Annotated in this window: 15 protein-coding genes; 11 read left to right on the top strand and 4 right to left on the bottom strand. The window is 69.2% G+C overall.

Translation table 11 applies throughout. The features are described 5' to 3' along the window. Nucleotides 1-44 precede the first annotated feature (44 nt). The 3 genes from BLT43_RS07160 to BLT43_RS07170 all read left to right on the top strand — a co-directional run bounded on the left by BLT43_RS07160 (nt 45) and on the right by BLT43_RS07170 (nt 2,045). Nucleotides 45-494 (top strand): phasin family protein, encoded by a 450-nt coding sequence (locus tag BLT43_RS07160; protein ID WP_090111360.1) that lies wholly within the window; start codon nt 45-47, stop codon nt 492-494. Between the two features lie 129 nt (nt 495-623). Continuing rightward, nucleotides 624-1,160 carry a polyhydroxyalkanoate synthesis repressor PhaR gene (gene phaR / locus BLT43_RS07165; protein WP_090111361.1) on the top strand — a complete coding sequence of 179 codons (537 nt, stop codon included), beginning with the start codon at nt 624-626 and terminating at the stop codon, nt 1,158-1,160. A gap of 93 nt (nt 1,161-1,253) precedes the next feature. After that, on the top strand, nt 1,254-2,045 hold the full coding sequence (locus tag BLT43_RS07170; protein WP_090111363.1) for a class I SAM-dependent methyltransferase: 792 nt from the start codon (nt 1,254-1,256) through the stop codon (nt 2,043-2,045). Nucleotides 2,046-2,102: 57 nt separating this feature from the next. Here BLT43_RS07170 and BLT43_RS07175 read toward each other — a convergent pair whose 3' ends face one another. Together BLT43_RS07175 and BLT43_RS07180 are read right to left on the bottom strand one after the other, a co-directional pair. Then, the gene (locus BLT43_RS07175; protein ID WP_090111365.1) at nt 2,103-2,879 is read right to left on the bottom strand and encodes a Bax inhibitor-1/YccA family protein; all 777 of its coding nucleotides are present in this window, start codon (nt 2,877-2,879) and stop codon (nt 2,103-2,105) included. A 108-nt stretch (nt 2,880-2,987) separates the two neighbouring features. Further along, nucleotides 2,988-3,206 carry a DUF1127 domain-containing protein gene (locus BLT43_RS07180; RefSeq protein ID WP_090111367.1) on the bottom strand — a complete coding sequence of 73 codons (219 nt, stop codon included), beginning with the start codon at nt 3,204-3,206 and terminating at the stop codon, nt 2,988-2,990. Nucleotides 3,207-3,367: 161 nt separating this feature from the next. Between BLT43_RS07180 and BLT43_RS07185 the strand changes: the two genes are divergently transcribed. The 3 genes from BLT43_RS07185 (at nt 3,368) to hisN (ending at nt 5,875) form a co-directional block, all read left to right on the top strand. Next, nucleotides 3,368-4,240, top strand: coding sequence for a LysR family transcriptional regulator (locus BLT43_RS07185; protein WP_090111369.1), 873 nt, complete (start codon nt 3,368-3,370; stop codon nt 4,238-4,240). A gap of 352 nt (nt 4,241-4,592) precedes the next feature. Beyond that, complete coding sequence (locus BLT43_RS07190) at nt 4,593-4,961, top strand: helix-turn-helix domain-containing protein (protein ID WP_090111371.1); 369 nt, start codon at nt 4,593-4,595, stop codon at nt 4,959-4,961. A gap of 95 nt (nt 4,962-5,056) precedes the next feature. Beyond that, nucleotides 5,057-5,875: a histidinol-phosphatase gene (gene hisN, locus BLT43_RS07195; protein WP_090111373.1), complete on the top strand. Its 819-nt coding sequence runs from the start codon at nt 5,057-5,059 to the stop codon at nt 5,873-5,875. 22 nt (nt 5,876-5,897) lie between these two features. Here hisN and guaD read toward each other — a convergent pair whose 3' ends face one another. Then, the gene (guaD, locus tag BLT43_RS07200) at nt 5,898-7,193 is read right to left on the bottom strand and encodes a guanine deaminase (protein ID WP_090111374.1); all 1,296 of its coding nucleotides are present in this window, start codon (nt 7,191-7,193) and stop codon (nt 5,898-5,900) included. A 113-nt stretch (nt 7,194-7,306) separates the two neighbouring features. On the opposite strand from guaD, the gene mgtE reads away from it, so the two are divergent. The 5 genes from mgtE (at nt 7,307) to BLT43_RS07225 (ending at nt 12,826) form a co-directional block, all read left to right on the top strand. Continuing rightward, a complete protein-coding gene (gene mgtE / locus BLT43_RS07205; protein ID WP_090111376.1) occupies nt 7,307-8,692 on the top strand; it encodes a magnesium transporter in 1,386 nt (461 codons plus the stop codon). Beyond that, entirely contained in the window at nt 8,689-9,255 is a 567-nt protein-coding gene (locus tag BLT43_RS07210; RefSeq protein ID WP_090111378.1) for a 5-formyltetrahydrofolate cyclo-ligase, read from the top strand. Before mgtE ends, BLT43_RS07210 begins: the two co-directional genes overlap by 4 nt. A gap of 123 nt (nt 9,256-9,378) precedes the next feature. Further along, the gene (locus BLT43_RS07215; protein ID WP_090111380.1) at nt 9,379-10,194 is read left to right on the top strand and encodes a TIGR00282 family metallophosphoesterase; all 816 of its coding nucleotides are present in this window, start codon (nt 9,379-9,381) and stop codon (nt 10,192-10,194) included. 31 nt (nt 10,195-10,225) lie between these two features. Beyond that, the gene (locus BLT43_RS07220; protein ID WP_090111381.1) at nt 10,226-12,004 is read left to right on the top strand and encodes an SLC13 family permease; all 1,779 of its coding nucleotides are present in this window, start codon (nt 10,226-10,228) and stop codon (nt 12,002-12,004) included. A 72-nt stretch (nt 12,005-12,076) separates the two neighbouring features. Then, nucleotides 12,077-12,826, top strand: a complete 750-nt coding sequence (locus BLT43_RS07225; protein ID WP_090111383.1) for a YebC/PmpR family DNA-binding transcriptional regulator — start codon at nt 12,077-12,079, stop codon at nt 12,824-12,826. Nucleotides 12,827-12,884: 58 nt separating this feature from the next. On the opposite strand, the gene BLT43_RS07230 is transcribed toward BLT43_RS07225, so the two are convergent. Continuing rightward, a complete protein-coding gene (locus BLT43_RS07230) occupies nt 12,885-13,490 on the bottom strand; it encodes a LysE family translocator (protein WP_090111385.1) in 606 nt (201 codons plus the stop codon). Nucleotides 13,491-14,190: the final 700 nt, after the last annotated feature.

Below are 14,190 nucleotides of genomic sequence, written 5' to 3' on the forward strand. Positions count from 1 at the left end.
ATCAGCGGGGCCGCGAGCTACCGCGCAATGCAAGAGGTAATCCGATGGCCAACTCCCAGGACTTCACCGCGATCTTCAAGGACATGATGGGCGCGTTCCCGGTCGACACCAAGAACATGGAAGAGGTCTTCAAGACCCAGTCGACGCTGGCCGAGAAGCTCTCCGCCGCCAATCTCGAGGCGGCCCAGAAGTCGACCGAACTGTCGGCGAAATGGACCCAGGACACGCTCGCCAAGTTCGGCGAAGTGACCCGTGCCAAGTCCGAGCCGGCCGACTACGCCAAGTCGATGGGCGATTTCGCCTCCGCCTCGGCCGAGAGCGCCGCCGAGCACATGGCCGCCTTCGCCGAGATCGCCAAGAAGCTGCAGACCGAGACGCTCGAGCTGATGCTCTCGGCCGGCAAGTCGATGAGCGACGACATGACCGCCGCTGCCAAGAAGGCCGGCGCCGACGCCCAGGCCGCCACCCGCAAGGCGACCGCCGCGGCGAAGTAAGGGTCCTCCCCACCGGTCGTTCGCGACCGGTTCCCCAAGGGCGGGCTGCCACGCGCAGCCCGCCCTTTCTTTTTGCGAAACGCGGGCCTAGGCTTTTTCTGCGCCGCATCATGCCGAGGGGGAACTGACATGGCCGAGACCGCGAAACCGCTTCTGATCAAGCGCTATGCCAGCCGCCGGCTCTACAACACCGAGACCAGCGACTACGTCACGCTCGAGGACATCGCCACCTTCATCCGGCAGGGCCGCGAGGTACAGATCGTCGATCTGAAATCCGGCGACGACCTGACCCGGCAATACCTGCTGCAGATCATCGCCGAGCATGAGAGCCGCGGCGAGAGCGTGCTGCCCGTGGACGTGCTGACCGACCTCGTGCGCAGCTACACCAGCCAGGCCAGCTCGGTGGTGCCGCAGTTCCTGGCCGCCTCCTTCGAGATGCTGCGCGACGGGCAGTCGAAGATGATGGAGAACATGACCAAGGTCTCGCCGATGGGCCAGATGCCCGGCTTCGAGGCGATGCGCGCCCAGCAGCAGGCCTTCTTCAAGGCGATGACCGGCGGCATGATGGGCAGCTCCGGCCCCGAGCGGGAGGGCGGCGAGGATCTCGACGAGATCAAGCGCCAGCTCGCCGAGCTGCAGTCGAAGCTCGCCAAGATGGGCAAGTAGCGCCGCCGGGCACGCGCCCCGATTCCGCCGGTCCGAAGTCGCGCGTTCCGTGCTAGACTGGTCTTCGGAACGAGTGCGGGGGAGTGTGGGGCCATGGATGCAAGCGCGGCACGCCAGGGCGGCGAGGCCTACGAGATCTTCATGGGGCGCTGGAGCCGCCCCGTCGCCGACCGGTTCCTCGATTGGCTGCACGCCCCGGCCGGCGCGGACTGGATCGATGTCGGCTCGGGCACCGGTGTCCTGACCGCCTCGATCCTCGAGCGCTGCGCCCCGGCCTCGGTGGTGGCGGTCGACAGCTCCGAGACCTTCACCGATTACGCGCGCCACCGCTTCGACGATCGCCGCCTGTGCATCGACACCGTCGACGCGACCTCGCTGCCGGTGGCCGATGGCAGCCGCGACGTGGCGGTGGCCGGCCTGTTCCTGAACTTCCTGCCCTCGATGGAAGAGGGCCTGCGCGAGATGCGCCGCGTGCTGCGGCCCGGCGGCATCCTGGGCTTCTACGTCTGGGACTACCCGGATGGCGGCATGGGCATGCTCGACGTCTTCTGGAGCGCGGCGGCGCAGCTGGACCCGGCGGCCGCGGCGCTGTCCGAGCGGGCGCGCTTCCCCGATTGCAGCCATGCCGGGCTGACCCGGCTGTGCCAGGCTGTCGGGATCGAGCCGGCGATCTCGACCATCGACACGATCAGCGAACACGAGGATTTCGAGGAGTACTGGCGCCCCTTCACGCTGGCGCAGAGCACGGCGCGGCGCTATCTCGACGGGCTCGACGACGAGGCGCGGGCCCGGCTCAGGGGCGCTCTGGCGCAGCGGCTCGACCATGGCGGGCCGATCCGGCTGCCGGCCCGGGCCTGGTGCGTGAAGGCCCAGATCCCCGATTGAGCACGAAAAAGGCCGGCGTCGCCGCCGGCCTTGCCTGTCTTCCGCTTTCGGCGCCGCTTATTCGCGGTTGCCGAACAGCTGCAGCAGGAACATGAACATGTTGATGAAGTCGAGGTAGAGGCGCAGCGCGCCCATGATCGCCGACTTGCCGAGCCACTCGCTGTCGCCGTGCTGGGCATGGGCGACGTACTCGGTCTTGATCTGCTGCGTGTCGTAGGCGGTCAGGCCCGCGAAGATCAGCACGCCCAGCACCGAGATCGCGAAGGCGACCGCGGAGGAGGCGAGGAAGATGTTCACGATCGACGCCACGATCAGGCCGATCACGCCCATGATCAGGAAGGTGCCGAAGCCCGACAGATCCTTCTTGGTGGTGTAGCCGTAAAGCGACAGGCCCGCGAAGGCGATCGCCGTGATCAGGAAGACCTGCACGATCGACATGCCGGTGAACACCAGGAAGATCGAGCTGATCGACAGGCCCATCACCGCCGCGAAGGCGTAGAACACGGTCTGCGCGGTCGCCGCCGACATGCGGTTGATCCCGGCCGAGAAGCCGAACACGAAGATCAGCGGCGCGAACATGATCAGCCAGCGCAGCGGCGAGGTGTAGATCGCGGCGCCGAAATTGGTCAGGTACTTGCCGGTGCCGATCTGCGCCGCGGCGAGCGCCGGGTCGGTCGTGGTCGCGAGACCCGAGATCGCCCAGGCGGCGGCAGCGGTGATCAGCATGCCCACGGACATCGTGCCGTAGACCTTGTTCATATGGGCGCGCAGCCCTTCGTCGATCCGAGCGGAACGGGCTCCGGCCGTTGCGCGGATCGTGTTGAATTCAGCCATTGAGACCTCCCGATCGGAATAAGAACTGGTCGGTTCCGATATTGGCGATCGGAGGGGCGTTTTCAAGCCTGCCGCCGCGGTGCGGCGGCAGGTCGCGTGCGCGGTGGTTCAGCCGCGCCGCCAATGGCTTGGAACGTCCCATGCGGGGCGTTCGGCCTCCATCATCGCCTGATGGCGGGTCAGCCCGATATCGTTCAGCAGGTGGTCGTCGAGCCGGGCGAGATGATTGCGCTGCCGGCGCAGGGCCAGCAGGTCGCGCAGGCGCGGCCAGCGGCCCCGGCGGGGGGCGGCGGCATGGTGCGGTCCGGTCGCGGTGAACTGGGTCATGATGCACTCCTTCGCGGCGTGGGGCGGGAGGGTCCCTTGCCGCTCGGGCCGGGATGGCCCCTTGCTGCTTGGGCCGGGATGGCCCCTTGCGACTTGCATCATGCGCCTAACGGAGCGATCATGATAACGAATGATCTTGAGATGAAACATCAAGGTTCGTTATGGCCAGAAATCTCGACATGACGGCGCTGCGGGCCTTCGTCACGGTGGCCGAGACCGGGGGCGTCACCCGCGCCGCCGGCCTGCTGAACCTGACCCAGTCCGCGGTGTCGATGCAGCTCAAGCGGCTGGAGGAGTCGCTCGGGCTGTCTCTGCTGGACCGGAGCGGGCGCGGCGTGACGCTGACCCGCTCGGGCGAGCAGCTTCTGGGCTACGCGCAGGAGATGCTGGCGCTCAACGACGAGGCGCTGTCGCGGCTGTCGACGCATGCCTATGCGGGCCAGATCACGCTCGGGGTGCCGCATGACGTGGTCTACCCCGCGATCCCGCAGGTGCTGCGCCGGTTCGCCGCCTGCTGGCCGCAGGTAAAGCTGCAGCTGGTCTCCGAGTTCACCAGCGTGCTCAAGGCCCAGTTCGCGCGCGGCGAGCTGGACGTGATCCTGACCACCGAGGCCGATCTCGACCCGGGCGGCGAGACACTGGCCCGGCGTCGGCTGGTCTGGGTCGGCGCGCCGGGCGGGCAGGCCTGGCGCCAGAGGCCGCTGCGGCTGGCGCATGAGACGGGCTGCATCTTTCGGCAGGCCGTGCAGCGCCGGCTCGACGCGGCCGGGATCCGCTGGGAGGACGTGGTCGAGAGCAGCTCGAGCCGCACGGTCGAGGCGACGGTCAGCGCCGATCTCGCGGTGCATTCCATGATCGAGGGCACCGAGCCGGAGATCTTCGAGCGCATCGCCCATGGCGGGGCGCTCCCCGATCTCGGCACGGTGCGGATCAACCTCTACCACAGCGACCCCGGCAAGGCGGAGCTGGTGCAGGCTCTCGTCGCGGAAATCAGGCGTGCGGTGGCGGAAATCGCGGCGCGCGAAGCGGCTTGACCTTGCGGAACATGGCGAGTTGTGCGCGAGTGGGGTACCGGGCGTCGTCGCGCGGTCGTGATCGATATCGGGGGCGCAAGATCATTTCGGCCGTTCACAGATATCTGATCCAGAACAGGAATTCTGGTCTTCTGGTCAGGTTGATGGGAGTTTGCAGCCGATCTTTGGCCTAAAAGGTATGATGACCCGTGCAACCAAAACGTGTCTTATTGACTGTGTAGGCAGGTCAAGATCCGTTTGGACTATGCGCGGGACCATGCGCCATGGCCGGACGGGGTTGGCAGACACGTGAGGGCAGCGTCAGCGCGGGTGATGGGGCCATCATCCGCCAGCAACAAGAAGAGGACCGGAGATGAAGCATCCCGTTGACGTCCATGTCGGCAAACGCATCCGCCACCGGCGGTGGATGAACGGCACCACGCAGCAGCAGCTGGCGGAGAAGGTCGGCATCAAGTTCCAGCAGATCCAGAAGTACGAAACCGGCATGAACCGCGTCAGCGCCTCCCGCCTGTGGGACATCGCCCACGCGCTGGGCGTGCCCGTGTCGTTCTTCTTCGAGGGCATGGAAGCCGCCGAGCCGACCGCCAAGACCGGCGACATGCCCGGCGACGTCATGGCCGACCGCGAGGCGCTGGAGCTGCTGCGCAGCTACTACGCGATCCCCGAGCAGCAGCGCCGCCGCCTGTTCGACCTCGCGCGCGTGCTGAGCGACGCCGCCTGAGCGCGGCAGGGCGGGGGCCTTGACCGGCCCGCGGCCGGCGCGCTACCGCCCCCCCGCAGAAGGCGGGGCTGGCCCGCCAGAATGGCAGGGGCGGAATGGCGCGGCAATTTCCTTCGACAACCGATCTCCACGACCTGGTGGCGACGGCCCACGCGATGGCCGACGCCGCGCGCCCCGAAACGCTGCGGCATTTCAGGGCCGATCTCGCCGCCGAGGACAAGACCGCGCCCGACGAGGCCGGCTTCGACCCGGTGACGGAGGCCGACCGGGCCGCCGAGCGGGCGATGCGGGCCGTGCTGGCCGAACGCCGCCCCGATGACGGCGTGGTCGGCGAGGAATACGGCGCGCAGGCCGGCCGCAGCGGCCTGACCTGGGTGCTCGACCCGATCGATGGCACGCGCGGCTATATCAGCGGCACCCCGACCTGGGGCGTGCTGATCGCGCTGTGCGACGAGGACGGCCCGTTCTACGGCCTGATCGACCAACCCTATATCGAGGAACGCTTCGAGGGCGGCCTGGGCCAGGCCCGGCTGTCGGGCCCGCGGGGCGAGCGGGCCCTGACCACGCGCGCGCCCCGCGGCCTCGACGAGGCGGTGCTGATGAGCACCTTCCCCGAGGTCGGCAGCCCGGCCGAACGCGCCGGGTTCGAGGCGGTCGCGGCGCGGGCGCGCCTCACCCGGTTCGGCATGGATTGCTACGCCTATGCCCTGCTCGCCGCCGGGCAGATCGACCTCGTGATCGAGGCCGGTCTCAATGCCTACGACATCTGCGCCCCGATCGCGGTGATCGAGGCGGCGGGCGGCGTGGTCACCGACTGGCAGGGCGGCCCGGCCTATGCCGGCGGCCGCGTGCTCGCGGCGGCGAACCGCGCCATCCATGCCGAGGCGCTCGCCCTTCTGCGCGAGGTGGCCTGACGGACCGCCTCGCGCGAGGCGGTCAGCGACCGGCGGTCATCTCGCGGCCGGCCACGTAGACGCGGCTGATGGCGCGGTCGTCGCCCATCATGATCGTCGGGAAGAGCGCCTCCCAGATGTCGGATGCCAGCGCCGAGCGCTGGGCGATGCCGGGGGTCGAGGCGAGGTCGAGCACAATCATGTCGGCCATCGCGCCCGGCGCCAGCCGCCCGATCTCGCCCTCGGAATGCAGCACCTTGGCCGAGCCTTCGGTCGCGAGCCACAGAAGCTCGGCCGGGTGGATCGGGTTGCGCTTCAGCTGGCCGATCTCGTAGGCCGCGCCCATCACCCGCAGCATCGAGAAGGACGAGCCGCCGCCGGTGTCGGAGGCGAGCCCGATCCGCTGCCCCTGGGCCACGCGTGCGGCCATGTCGAACAGGCCCGAGCCGATGAAGGTGTTCGAGGTCGGGCAGTGCACGAGGCCCGCGCCGACCTCGCGCAGTCGGTCGGCCTCGCGCGGCTCGAGATGGATCGCGTGGCCGTAGAGCCCGCGCTCGCCCAGCAGGCCATGCGCCTCGTAGGTGTCGAGATAGTCGCGCGCCTGCGGGTAGAGCCCCTTGACCCATTCGATCTCGTCGACCTGCTCCGACAGGTGCGTCTGCATCAGGCAGGAGGGGTTTGCGGCCCAGAGCGCGCCCAGCGCCTCGAGCTGTTCGGGCGTCGAGGTGGGCGAGAAGCGCGGCGTGATGACGTAGCGCGCGCGGCCCTTGTCGTGCCAGCGCCCGATCAGCGCGGCGCTGTCGTCATGCGCGCTTTGCGCGGTGTCGCTGAGATAGTCGGGCGCGTTGCGGTCCATGCAGGTCTTGCCGGCGAAGGCCGCCATGCCGCGCGTCTCGGCGGCCTCGAAGAAGGCGTCGACGCTGCCCGGATGGATCGTGCAGAAGCTCGTCAGCGTCGTGGTGCCGTTCGCCAGCGCCAGGTCGAGCGTGCGGCCCGCGATCTCGTCGGCATAGGCGCGGTCGGCGAACTTGCCTTCCTCGGGGAAGGTGTAGCTGTTCAGCCAGTCGATCAGCCGCTTGCCCCAGCTCGCGATCATCGCGGTCTGCGGGTAGTGCATGTGGGCGTCGACGAAGCCGGGCAGGATCAGCCCGTCGCCGTGATCGACGACCTCCGCCTGCGGATTCGCGGCGCGCAGCGCGTCGGCCTCGCCGGTGGCGGCGACGCGGCCGTCCTCGACCAGCACCGCGCCGCGGCTCGAATGGGTGGCGGCGGACGGCCCCTCGCGGAAGGGGTCGCCGGTGAAATGCAGGGTCTGGCCCAGATGCAGCGTCTTCGTCATGGCCGCGACAATATGAGGGGCGGGGGAAGAGGTAAATCGCCCGCGCGCGGCCGCGCTCCGGTTGCCGTTCGCCGCGCATCCACTATGGTCCGCGACAGAAGAAGAGGGCCGCCATGGACGACCAGACCGAGATCGACACGCCCGAGGACGAGGACGATTTCGGCCTGCCGGCGCGGCTGTTCGACGAGGTGCTCGACGCGGTCGAGGCGGGCGACGCCGAGCGGCTCGACGCGCTTCTCGACCCACTGCACCCGGGCGACATCGCCGACCTGCTCGAACAGATCGACGCCCGCGACCGCCGCGCGCTGCTGGCGCTGTGGAAGGGCGGGATGGACGGCGAGATCCTGTCCGAGCTCGACGACAACCTGCGCGAGGAGGTGATCCAGAGCCTCGCGCCGACCGAGCTGGCCGACGCGGTGCGCGAGCTCGAATCCGACGACGTGGTCGATCTCGTCGAGTATCTCGACGAGGACCAGCAGGCCGCGGTGCTCGACGCGCTGGCCGCGACCGACCGGATCGCGGTCGAGAAGGCGCTGGCCTATCCGGAGGAATCCGCGGGCCGCTTGATGCAGGTCGAGGTGGTGCGCGTCCCCGAGCATTGGAGCGTCGGCGAGGCGATCGACTTCCTGCGCCGCTCCGACCGGCTGCCAGACCAGTTCTACCACGTGGTGCTGGTCGACCCGCGGATGAAGCCGGTGGGCTACGTGCAGATCGGGCGGCTGCTGTCGAAGCCGCGCGCCACCAAGCTGCGCGACATCACCGAGGACAGCTTCCGGACCTTCCACGTCGAGGACGACGAGGGCGCGGTGGCCTATGCCTTCAACCAGTACCACCTGATCTCGGCCCCGGTGGTGGATGACGACGACCGGCTGGTCGGCGTGATCACCATCGACGACGCGATGAACGTGCTCGACGAGGAGCACGAGGAGGACATCCTGCGCCTCGCCGGCGTCGGCGTCGAATCCGAGCTGTCGGACTCGGTGCGCGAGACCACCAAGCAGCGGCTGCCCTGGCTGGCCGTGAACCTCGGCACCGCGATCATCGCCTCGCTGGTGATCTCGATCTTCGAGGAGACCATCGCCGGGCTGGTGGCGCTGGCGGTGCTGATGCCGATCGTCGCCTCGATGGGCGGCAATGCCGGCACCCAGTCGCTCACCGTCGCGGTGCGCGCCATCGCCACGCGCGACCTGACCACCGCCAACGTCTGGCGGGTGATCCGGCGCGAGGCGGCGGTGGGGCTGATCAACGGCATCGCCTTCGCCGTCGTCATGGGCGTCGTCGGGCTCATATGGTTCGGCTCGCCCATGCTGGGCGTGGTGATCGCCGCGGCGATGATCATCAACCTCGTGATCGCCGGGCTCTCGGGCGTGGTGATCCCGGTGGTGCTCGACCGCTTCGGCATCGATCCGGCGCTGGCCTCGGGCACCTTCGTGACGACGGTGACCGACGTGGTGGGCTTCTTCGCCTTCCTCGGCCTTGCCTCCGTGGTGCTGCTGTGAGCCTCGCGACGGGGCTCGCGGCGCGCAAGAAGGCGGCGCGCGAGGCGGCCTTCCTGCGCCGCGAGCTGGCGCATCGCTCTGCGGGCGCGCAGGCGATCCACCTGACCCGCTGGCTGGCCGAACGGCCGGGCGTGCCGGTGGCAGGCTACATGCCGATGCGCACCGAGATCGACCCGCTGCCCGCCATGGAGGCCGCGGCCCGGCATTCCCGGGTTGGCGTGCCGGTGATCGACGGGGCGGGCCAGCCGCTGCGGTTCCGCGAATGGCGGCCTGGCTGCACCACCGAGCGCGGCCATTTCGGCGCGCATGTGCCGGTGGACGGCGACTGGATGGTGCCCGAGATCGTGGTCGTGCCGCTCGTGGCCTTCGACCGTCGGGGCCACAGGCTGGGCTATGGCGGCGGGTTCTACGACCGCACGCTGGAAGGGCTGCGCGCCGCCGGGCCGGTGATCGCGGTGGGCTTCGCCTTCGCCGCGCAGGAGGCCGAGGAGATCCCGGTCGAGGGCACCGACCAGCGGCTCGACCTGATCGTCACCGAGGCCGGGATCATCCGGCCGGACTGAGGACGGCATCGGGCGGCCCGACTGCCCGATTCCGATGCGGACCGGTGTCTCGCGGGGGCCGGTGGCCCACGTGCCGCAACGCATCGCTTGCCCTCGCGGGACGTGGGCCCTATCCCCGGTGGCATGAGAATACTGTTCCTTGGTGACGTGATGGGCCGCGGCGGCCGGCAGGCGGTGGCCGAACGGCTGCCGGGCCTGCGCCGCGACTGGCGGCTCGATTTCGTGGTGGTCAATGCCGAGAACGCGACCGGCGGGCGGGGGCTGTCGACCGAGCACGCCAAGGGGATCCTCGAGGCCGGGGCGGATGTCATCACGCTGGGCGACCATGCCTTCGACCAAAAGGACATGATGCAGTATTGCGAGGCCGAGCCGCGCATCATCCGGCCGCTGAACTACTCGAAATCCGCGCCCGGCAGCGGCGCGCGGGTGTTCGAGGCGACGCAGGGTCGCAAGGTGCTGGTGACGCAGGTGCTGGGCCAGGTCTTCATGAGCCGGCCCTATGACGACCCGTTCTCTGCGCTCGAGCCGGTGCTCAAGTCGCATCCGCCGGGCGGGCTGGTCTCCGCGAGCCTCGTCGACATCCATTGTGAGGCCACCTCCGAGAAGATGGGGCTCGGCCATTTCTGCGACGGCCGCGCCAGCGTGGCGGTTGGCACGCACACCCATGTGCCCACCGCCGACGCGACGATCCTGCCGCGCGGCACGGCGTTCCAGTCCGATGCCGGCATGTGCGGCGACTATGACAGCGTCATCGGCATGCAGAAGGAAGAGCCGATGCGGCGCTTCATCACCGGCCTGCCGGGCGGGCGTTTCACGCCGGCGATGCAGGAGATCACGCTGTGCGGTCTCTATGTCGAGACCGACGACCGCACGGGCCTTGCCAAACGGGTCGAGATGGTCCGCCAGGGCGGACGCCTGTCGTCCGCCGGGCCGGTCTGAGCGGCGCTGCCGGAAAAGGAGTGGGCGTGCGATGTTCGGTCTGACGCTGACTCCCGACTACCAGGCGATCGCCGCCATGGTGATCGTGGCCGGCATGTTCCTGGCCTTCCTGCGCGAGGTCTACCCGGTCGAGGTGGTGGCGATCACCGGCGCGCTGGTGATGCTGATCCTCGGCATCCTGCCCGAGCAGGACGCCATCTCGATCTTCGCCAACCCCGCGCCCTGGACCATCGCGGCGCTGTTCGTGGTGGTCGGCGCGCTGGTGCGCACCGGCGGTCTGGACTGGCTCTCGGCGCAGGCGGCGCGGCATGTCGAGAAGCGGCCGCGCACGACGCTGATCACGCTCACCTTCACCGTGCTCGCCATGTCGGCGGTGATCAACAACACGCCGATCGTCGTGGTGATGATCCCGATCTTCGTGAAGCTCTCGGCGCAGATGGGCCACCAGCCCTCGAAGCTGCTGATCCCGCTGAGCTACTTCGCGATCTTCGGCGGCATGCTGACGCTGATCGGTACCTCGACCAACCTGCTGGTGGACGGCGTGGTGCAGGCCTCGGGCATGCAGCCCTTCGGCATCTTCGAGATCACCGGCGCCGGCCTCGTGCTCGCCGCCGTGGCGGTGACCTATCTCGGGCTGATCGGCCGGCACCTGCTGCCCGACCGCGATTCGATGGCCGGGCTGCTGAACCAGAAGTCGAAGATGCGCTTCTTCACCGAGGCGGTGATCCCGCCCGAGAGCAACCTCGTCGGCCGGGACGTGACCGACGTGCAGCTGTTCAAGCGCGACGGCGTGCGTCTGGTCGACGTGATCCGCGGCGACGCCTCGCTGCGGCGCAACCTGCAGGGCGTGCAGCTGCAGGTCGGCGATCGCGTGGTGCTGCGCACCGCGATGACCGAGCTTCTGTCGCTGCAGGCCAACAAGAGCCTGCGCCGCGTCGATCAGGTCTCGGCGGTCGAGACCACCACCGTCGAGGTGCTGATCACGCCGGACTGCAAGATGATCGGCCGCCGTCTCGGCGATCTGCGCCTGCGCCGCCGCTACGGGGTCTATACCCTTGCCGTGCACCGCCGCGACCGCAACATCGGCCGGCAGATCGACGAGTTGGTCGTCCGGATCGGCGACACGCTGCTGCTCGAGGGCGCGATGGCCGACATCCAGCGCCTCGCGGCCGACATGAACCTCGTCAACGTCGCACAGCCCTCCGAGCGGGCCTATCGCCGCGGCCACGCGCCGATCGTGATCGGCGTGCTCCTGGCGATCGTCGGGCTCTCGGCGCTGGGCGTCGCCAACATCGCGGTGATGAGCTTCCTCGGGGTCGGCGTCGTGCTGCTCACGCGCTGCATCGACGCCGACGAGGCCTTCGCCTTCATCGACGGGCGGCTGCTGGCGCTGATCTTCGGGATGCTCGCGGTCGGGGCGGGGCTCGACCGCTCCGGCGCGGTCGAGCTGCTGGTGGGCTGGCTCACGCCGTTCCTGATGGATCTGCCCTCCTGGGCGCTGGTGCTGGTGGTCTACGCGCTGGCCTCGACGCTGACCGAGATCGTCTCGAACAACGCCGTGGCGGTGATCCTGACGCCGGTGGCGATCGGTCTCGCGCAGTCGCTCGGCGTCGATCCGCGGCCCTTGGTGGTGGCGGTGATGTTCGGCGCCTCGGCGGCCTTCGCCACGCCGATCGGCTACCAGACCAACACGCTGGTCTACGGCCCCGGCGGCTACCGCTTCTCGGACTTCCTCAAGATCGGCGTGCCGCTCAACGCGCTCACCGCCCTGACTGCGGCGCTGGTCATCCCGGTGTTCTTCCCGCTCTGACCGGCTTGCTCCCCTCACGGGGGCTGGCATATAGATGCGCGGATCGACGCTTTTCACGACAGGAGCCCCGCCATGGCCGGCCATTCCAAATGGGCGAATATTCAGCACCGCAAGGGGCGCCAGGACGCCGCGCGCTCCAAGCTGTTCTCCAAGCTCTCCAAGGAGATCACCGTGGCCGCCAAGATGGGCGACCCCGACCCCGAGAAGAACCCGCGCCTGCGCATGGCCGTGAAGGAGGCCAAGTCGCAATCCGTCCCCAAGGACGTGATCGAGCGCGCCATCAAGAAGAGCCAGGGCGGCGACGCCGAGAGCTATGACGAGATCCGCTACGAGGGCTACGGCCCGAACGGCGTGGCGGTGATCGTCGAGGCGATGACCGACAACCGCAACCGCACCGCCTCGAACGTGCGCTCGACCTTCGGCAAGCATGGCGGCAATCTCGGCGAGACCGGCTCGGTGTCGTTCATGTTCGATCGCAAGGGCGAGATCTTCTACCCGGCGAGCGCGGGCGACGCCGACACCGTCATGATGGCGGCGATCGAGGCCGGGGCCGAGGATGTCGAGAGCGACGAGGACGGCCACTGGATCTACTGCGCCGACACCGATCTCAACGAGGTGTCGACCGCGCTCGAGGAAGCGCTCGGCGAAAGCGAGACCGCCAAGCTGATCTGGAAGCCGCAGACCCGCACGCCGCTCGAGCTCGAGGAGTTCCAGAAGCTGATGAAGCTGGTGGAGACGCTCGAGGACGACGACGACGTGCAGAACGTCACTACCAATGTCGACGCCTCCGACGAGGTCATGCAGGCCTTCGCCGAAAGCTGATCCTGCCGATCGGATGGGGAAACTGGAGCGCCGGGGCATCGCCCCGGCGTTTCGCGTTTCAGAGCGCGTTCAGGATCGGCCAGAGCGTGGCCACCAGCAGCGCCGCCATCGTCCAGTTGAAGGCCCTGAGCCGCCACGGCGCCGAAAGCAGCCGCCGCAGCCCCTGGCCCAGCACCGTCCAGAGCCCGGCCGAGAGCGTGCCCATCACCGCGAAGACCGTCACCACCAGCGCCACGCCCCACAGCCCCTGATGCGCCGCGTAGGCGCTGGTCGCGGTCACCGCCATCGCCCAGGCCTTGGGGTTCACCCACTGGAACGCCGCCGCCTGCAGGAAGGTGAGCGGCCGGCCCTCGGTCTCGGGGGCGTCGGCCGCCTTCGGCGCGGCGGTCGCGATCTTGTAGGCGAGCCAGAGCAGGAAGGCGACGCTGGCGAATCGCAGCACCTGCGTCAGCAGCGGCCAGATCTCGAACACCCGCGCGAGGCCCAGACCCACCAGGCCCGCCATGCCGGCGAAGCCCAGCGCCACGCCGGCCATGTGCGGCACGCTGCGGCGCAGGCCGAAATTGGCGCCCGAGGCCATCAGCATCAGGTTGTTCGGCCCCGGCGTGAACAGGGTGACGAGGGCAAAGCCCATGAGCGCGGGAAGGATGGCGAGCGTGGTCATGGGCCGCACTCTGCACCGATCGGTGGCGAAGGGAAGACCCCTGAGACGAGAAACGGCGACGCCCGGGGAGGAGGAGGGCGCCGCCGTCTGTCCGGTCTGCGGCCCCAAGGGAGGAGGAAGGACCGCATCCGTCTCGGACGAGCGACCGGGCAGGGAGGAGGAAGCCCGGCCGCTCTATGCAACGAATGCCCCGAGGGAGGAGGAGGGACATCCGTGTCTGGATCGACCGGCGGGGCCAGGGAGGAGGAGGGCCCCGCCGGTCTGGTCCGTGCGCCCCAAGGGAGGAGGAGAGGCGCGCGACCTTGAAACTGTAAGCGGCGGGACCGGGGAGGAGGTGGTCCCGCCGCTGCGATTCCCGGCCCGCCAGGGAGGAGGAGGGCGGCCCGAGTCTCGGTCGACCGGCAGGCCCAAGGAGGAGGAGAGCCTTGCCGGTCCGATCTACGCGCCGCCCAGGGAGGAGGAGGGGCGGCCCGTATCCCGTGAAACTGTGAGCGGCGGGGCAGGGAGGAGGAGAGCCCCGCCGCTATCGATCCGCTCGGGCCCCAGGGAGGAGGAGGGGGCCTCGGCGTCTCGTGCGACCGGCAGCGTCAGGGAGGAGGAGGACCCTGCCGGTCTGATCTACGCGTCGCCCAAGGGAGGAGGATGGACGACCCGTATCTCGGTATCTGGCAAAGCGACGGCATCAGGGAGGAGGAGATGC

The organism is Limimaricola pyoseonensis, from assembly GCF_900102015.1.
Taxonomy (GTDB): domain Bacteria; phylum Pseudomonadota; class Alphaproteobacteria; order Rhodobacterales; family Rhodobacteraceae; genus Limimaricola; species Limimaricola pyoseonensis.

Bases quoted from the DNA above. Each gene is read 5' to 3' on its own strand.
- BLT43_RS07160 (WP_090111360.1), top strand. From the start codon at position 45: ATGGCCAACTCCCAGGACTTCACCGCGATCTTCAAGGACATGATGGGC.
- phaR (WP_090111361.1), top strand. From the start codon at position 624: ATGGCCGAGACCGCGAAACCGCTTCTGATCAAGCGCTATGCCAGCCGC.
- BLT43_RS07170 (WP_090111363.1), top strand. From the start codon at position 1,254: ATGGATGCAAGCGCGGCACGCCAGGGCGGCGAGGCCTACGAGATCTTC.
- BLT43_RS07175 (WP_090111365.1), bottom strand. From the start codon at position 2,879: ATGGCTGAATTCAACACGATCCGCGCAACGGCCGGAGCCCGTTCCGCT.
- BLT43_RS07180 (WP_090111367.1), bottom strand. From the start codon at position 3,206: ATGACCCAGTTCACCGCGACCGGACCGCACCATGCCGCCGCCCCCCGC.
- BLT43_RS07185 (WP_090111369.1), top strand. From the start codon at position 3,368: ATGGCCAGAAATCTCGACATGACGGCGCTGCGGGCCTTCGTCACGGTG.
- BLT43_RS07190 (WP_090111371.1), top strand. From the start codon at position 4,593: ATGAAGCATCCCGTTGACGTCCATGTCGGCAAACGCATCCGCCACCGG.
- hisN (WP_090111373.1), top strand. From the start codon at position 5,057: ATGGCGCGGCAATTTCCTTCGACAACCGATCTCCACGACCTGGTGGCG.
- guaD (WP_090111374.1), bottom strand. From the start codon at position 7,193: ATGACGAAGACGCTGCATCTGGGCCAGACCCTGCATTTCACCGGCGAC.
- mgtE (WP_090111376.1), top strand. From the start codon at position 7,307: ATGGACGACCAGACCGAGATCGACACGCCCGAGGACGAGGACGATTTC.
- BLT43_RS07215 (WP_090111380.1), top strand. From the start codon at position 9,379: ATGAGAATACTGTTCCTTGGTGACGTGATGGGCCGCGGCGGCCGGCAG.
- BLT43_RS07220 (WP_090111381.1), top strand. From the start codon at position 10,226: ATGTTCGGTCTGACGCTGACTCCCGACTACCAGGCGATCGCCGCCATG.
- BLT43_RS07225 (WP_090111383.1), top strand. From the start codon at position 12,077: ATGGCCGGCCATTCCAAATGGGCGAATATTCAGCACCGCAAGGGGCGC.
- BLT43_RS07230 (WP_090111385.1), bottom strand. From the start codon at position 13,490: ATGACCACGCTCGCCATCCTTCCCGCGCTCATGGGCTTTGCCCTCGTC.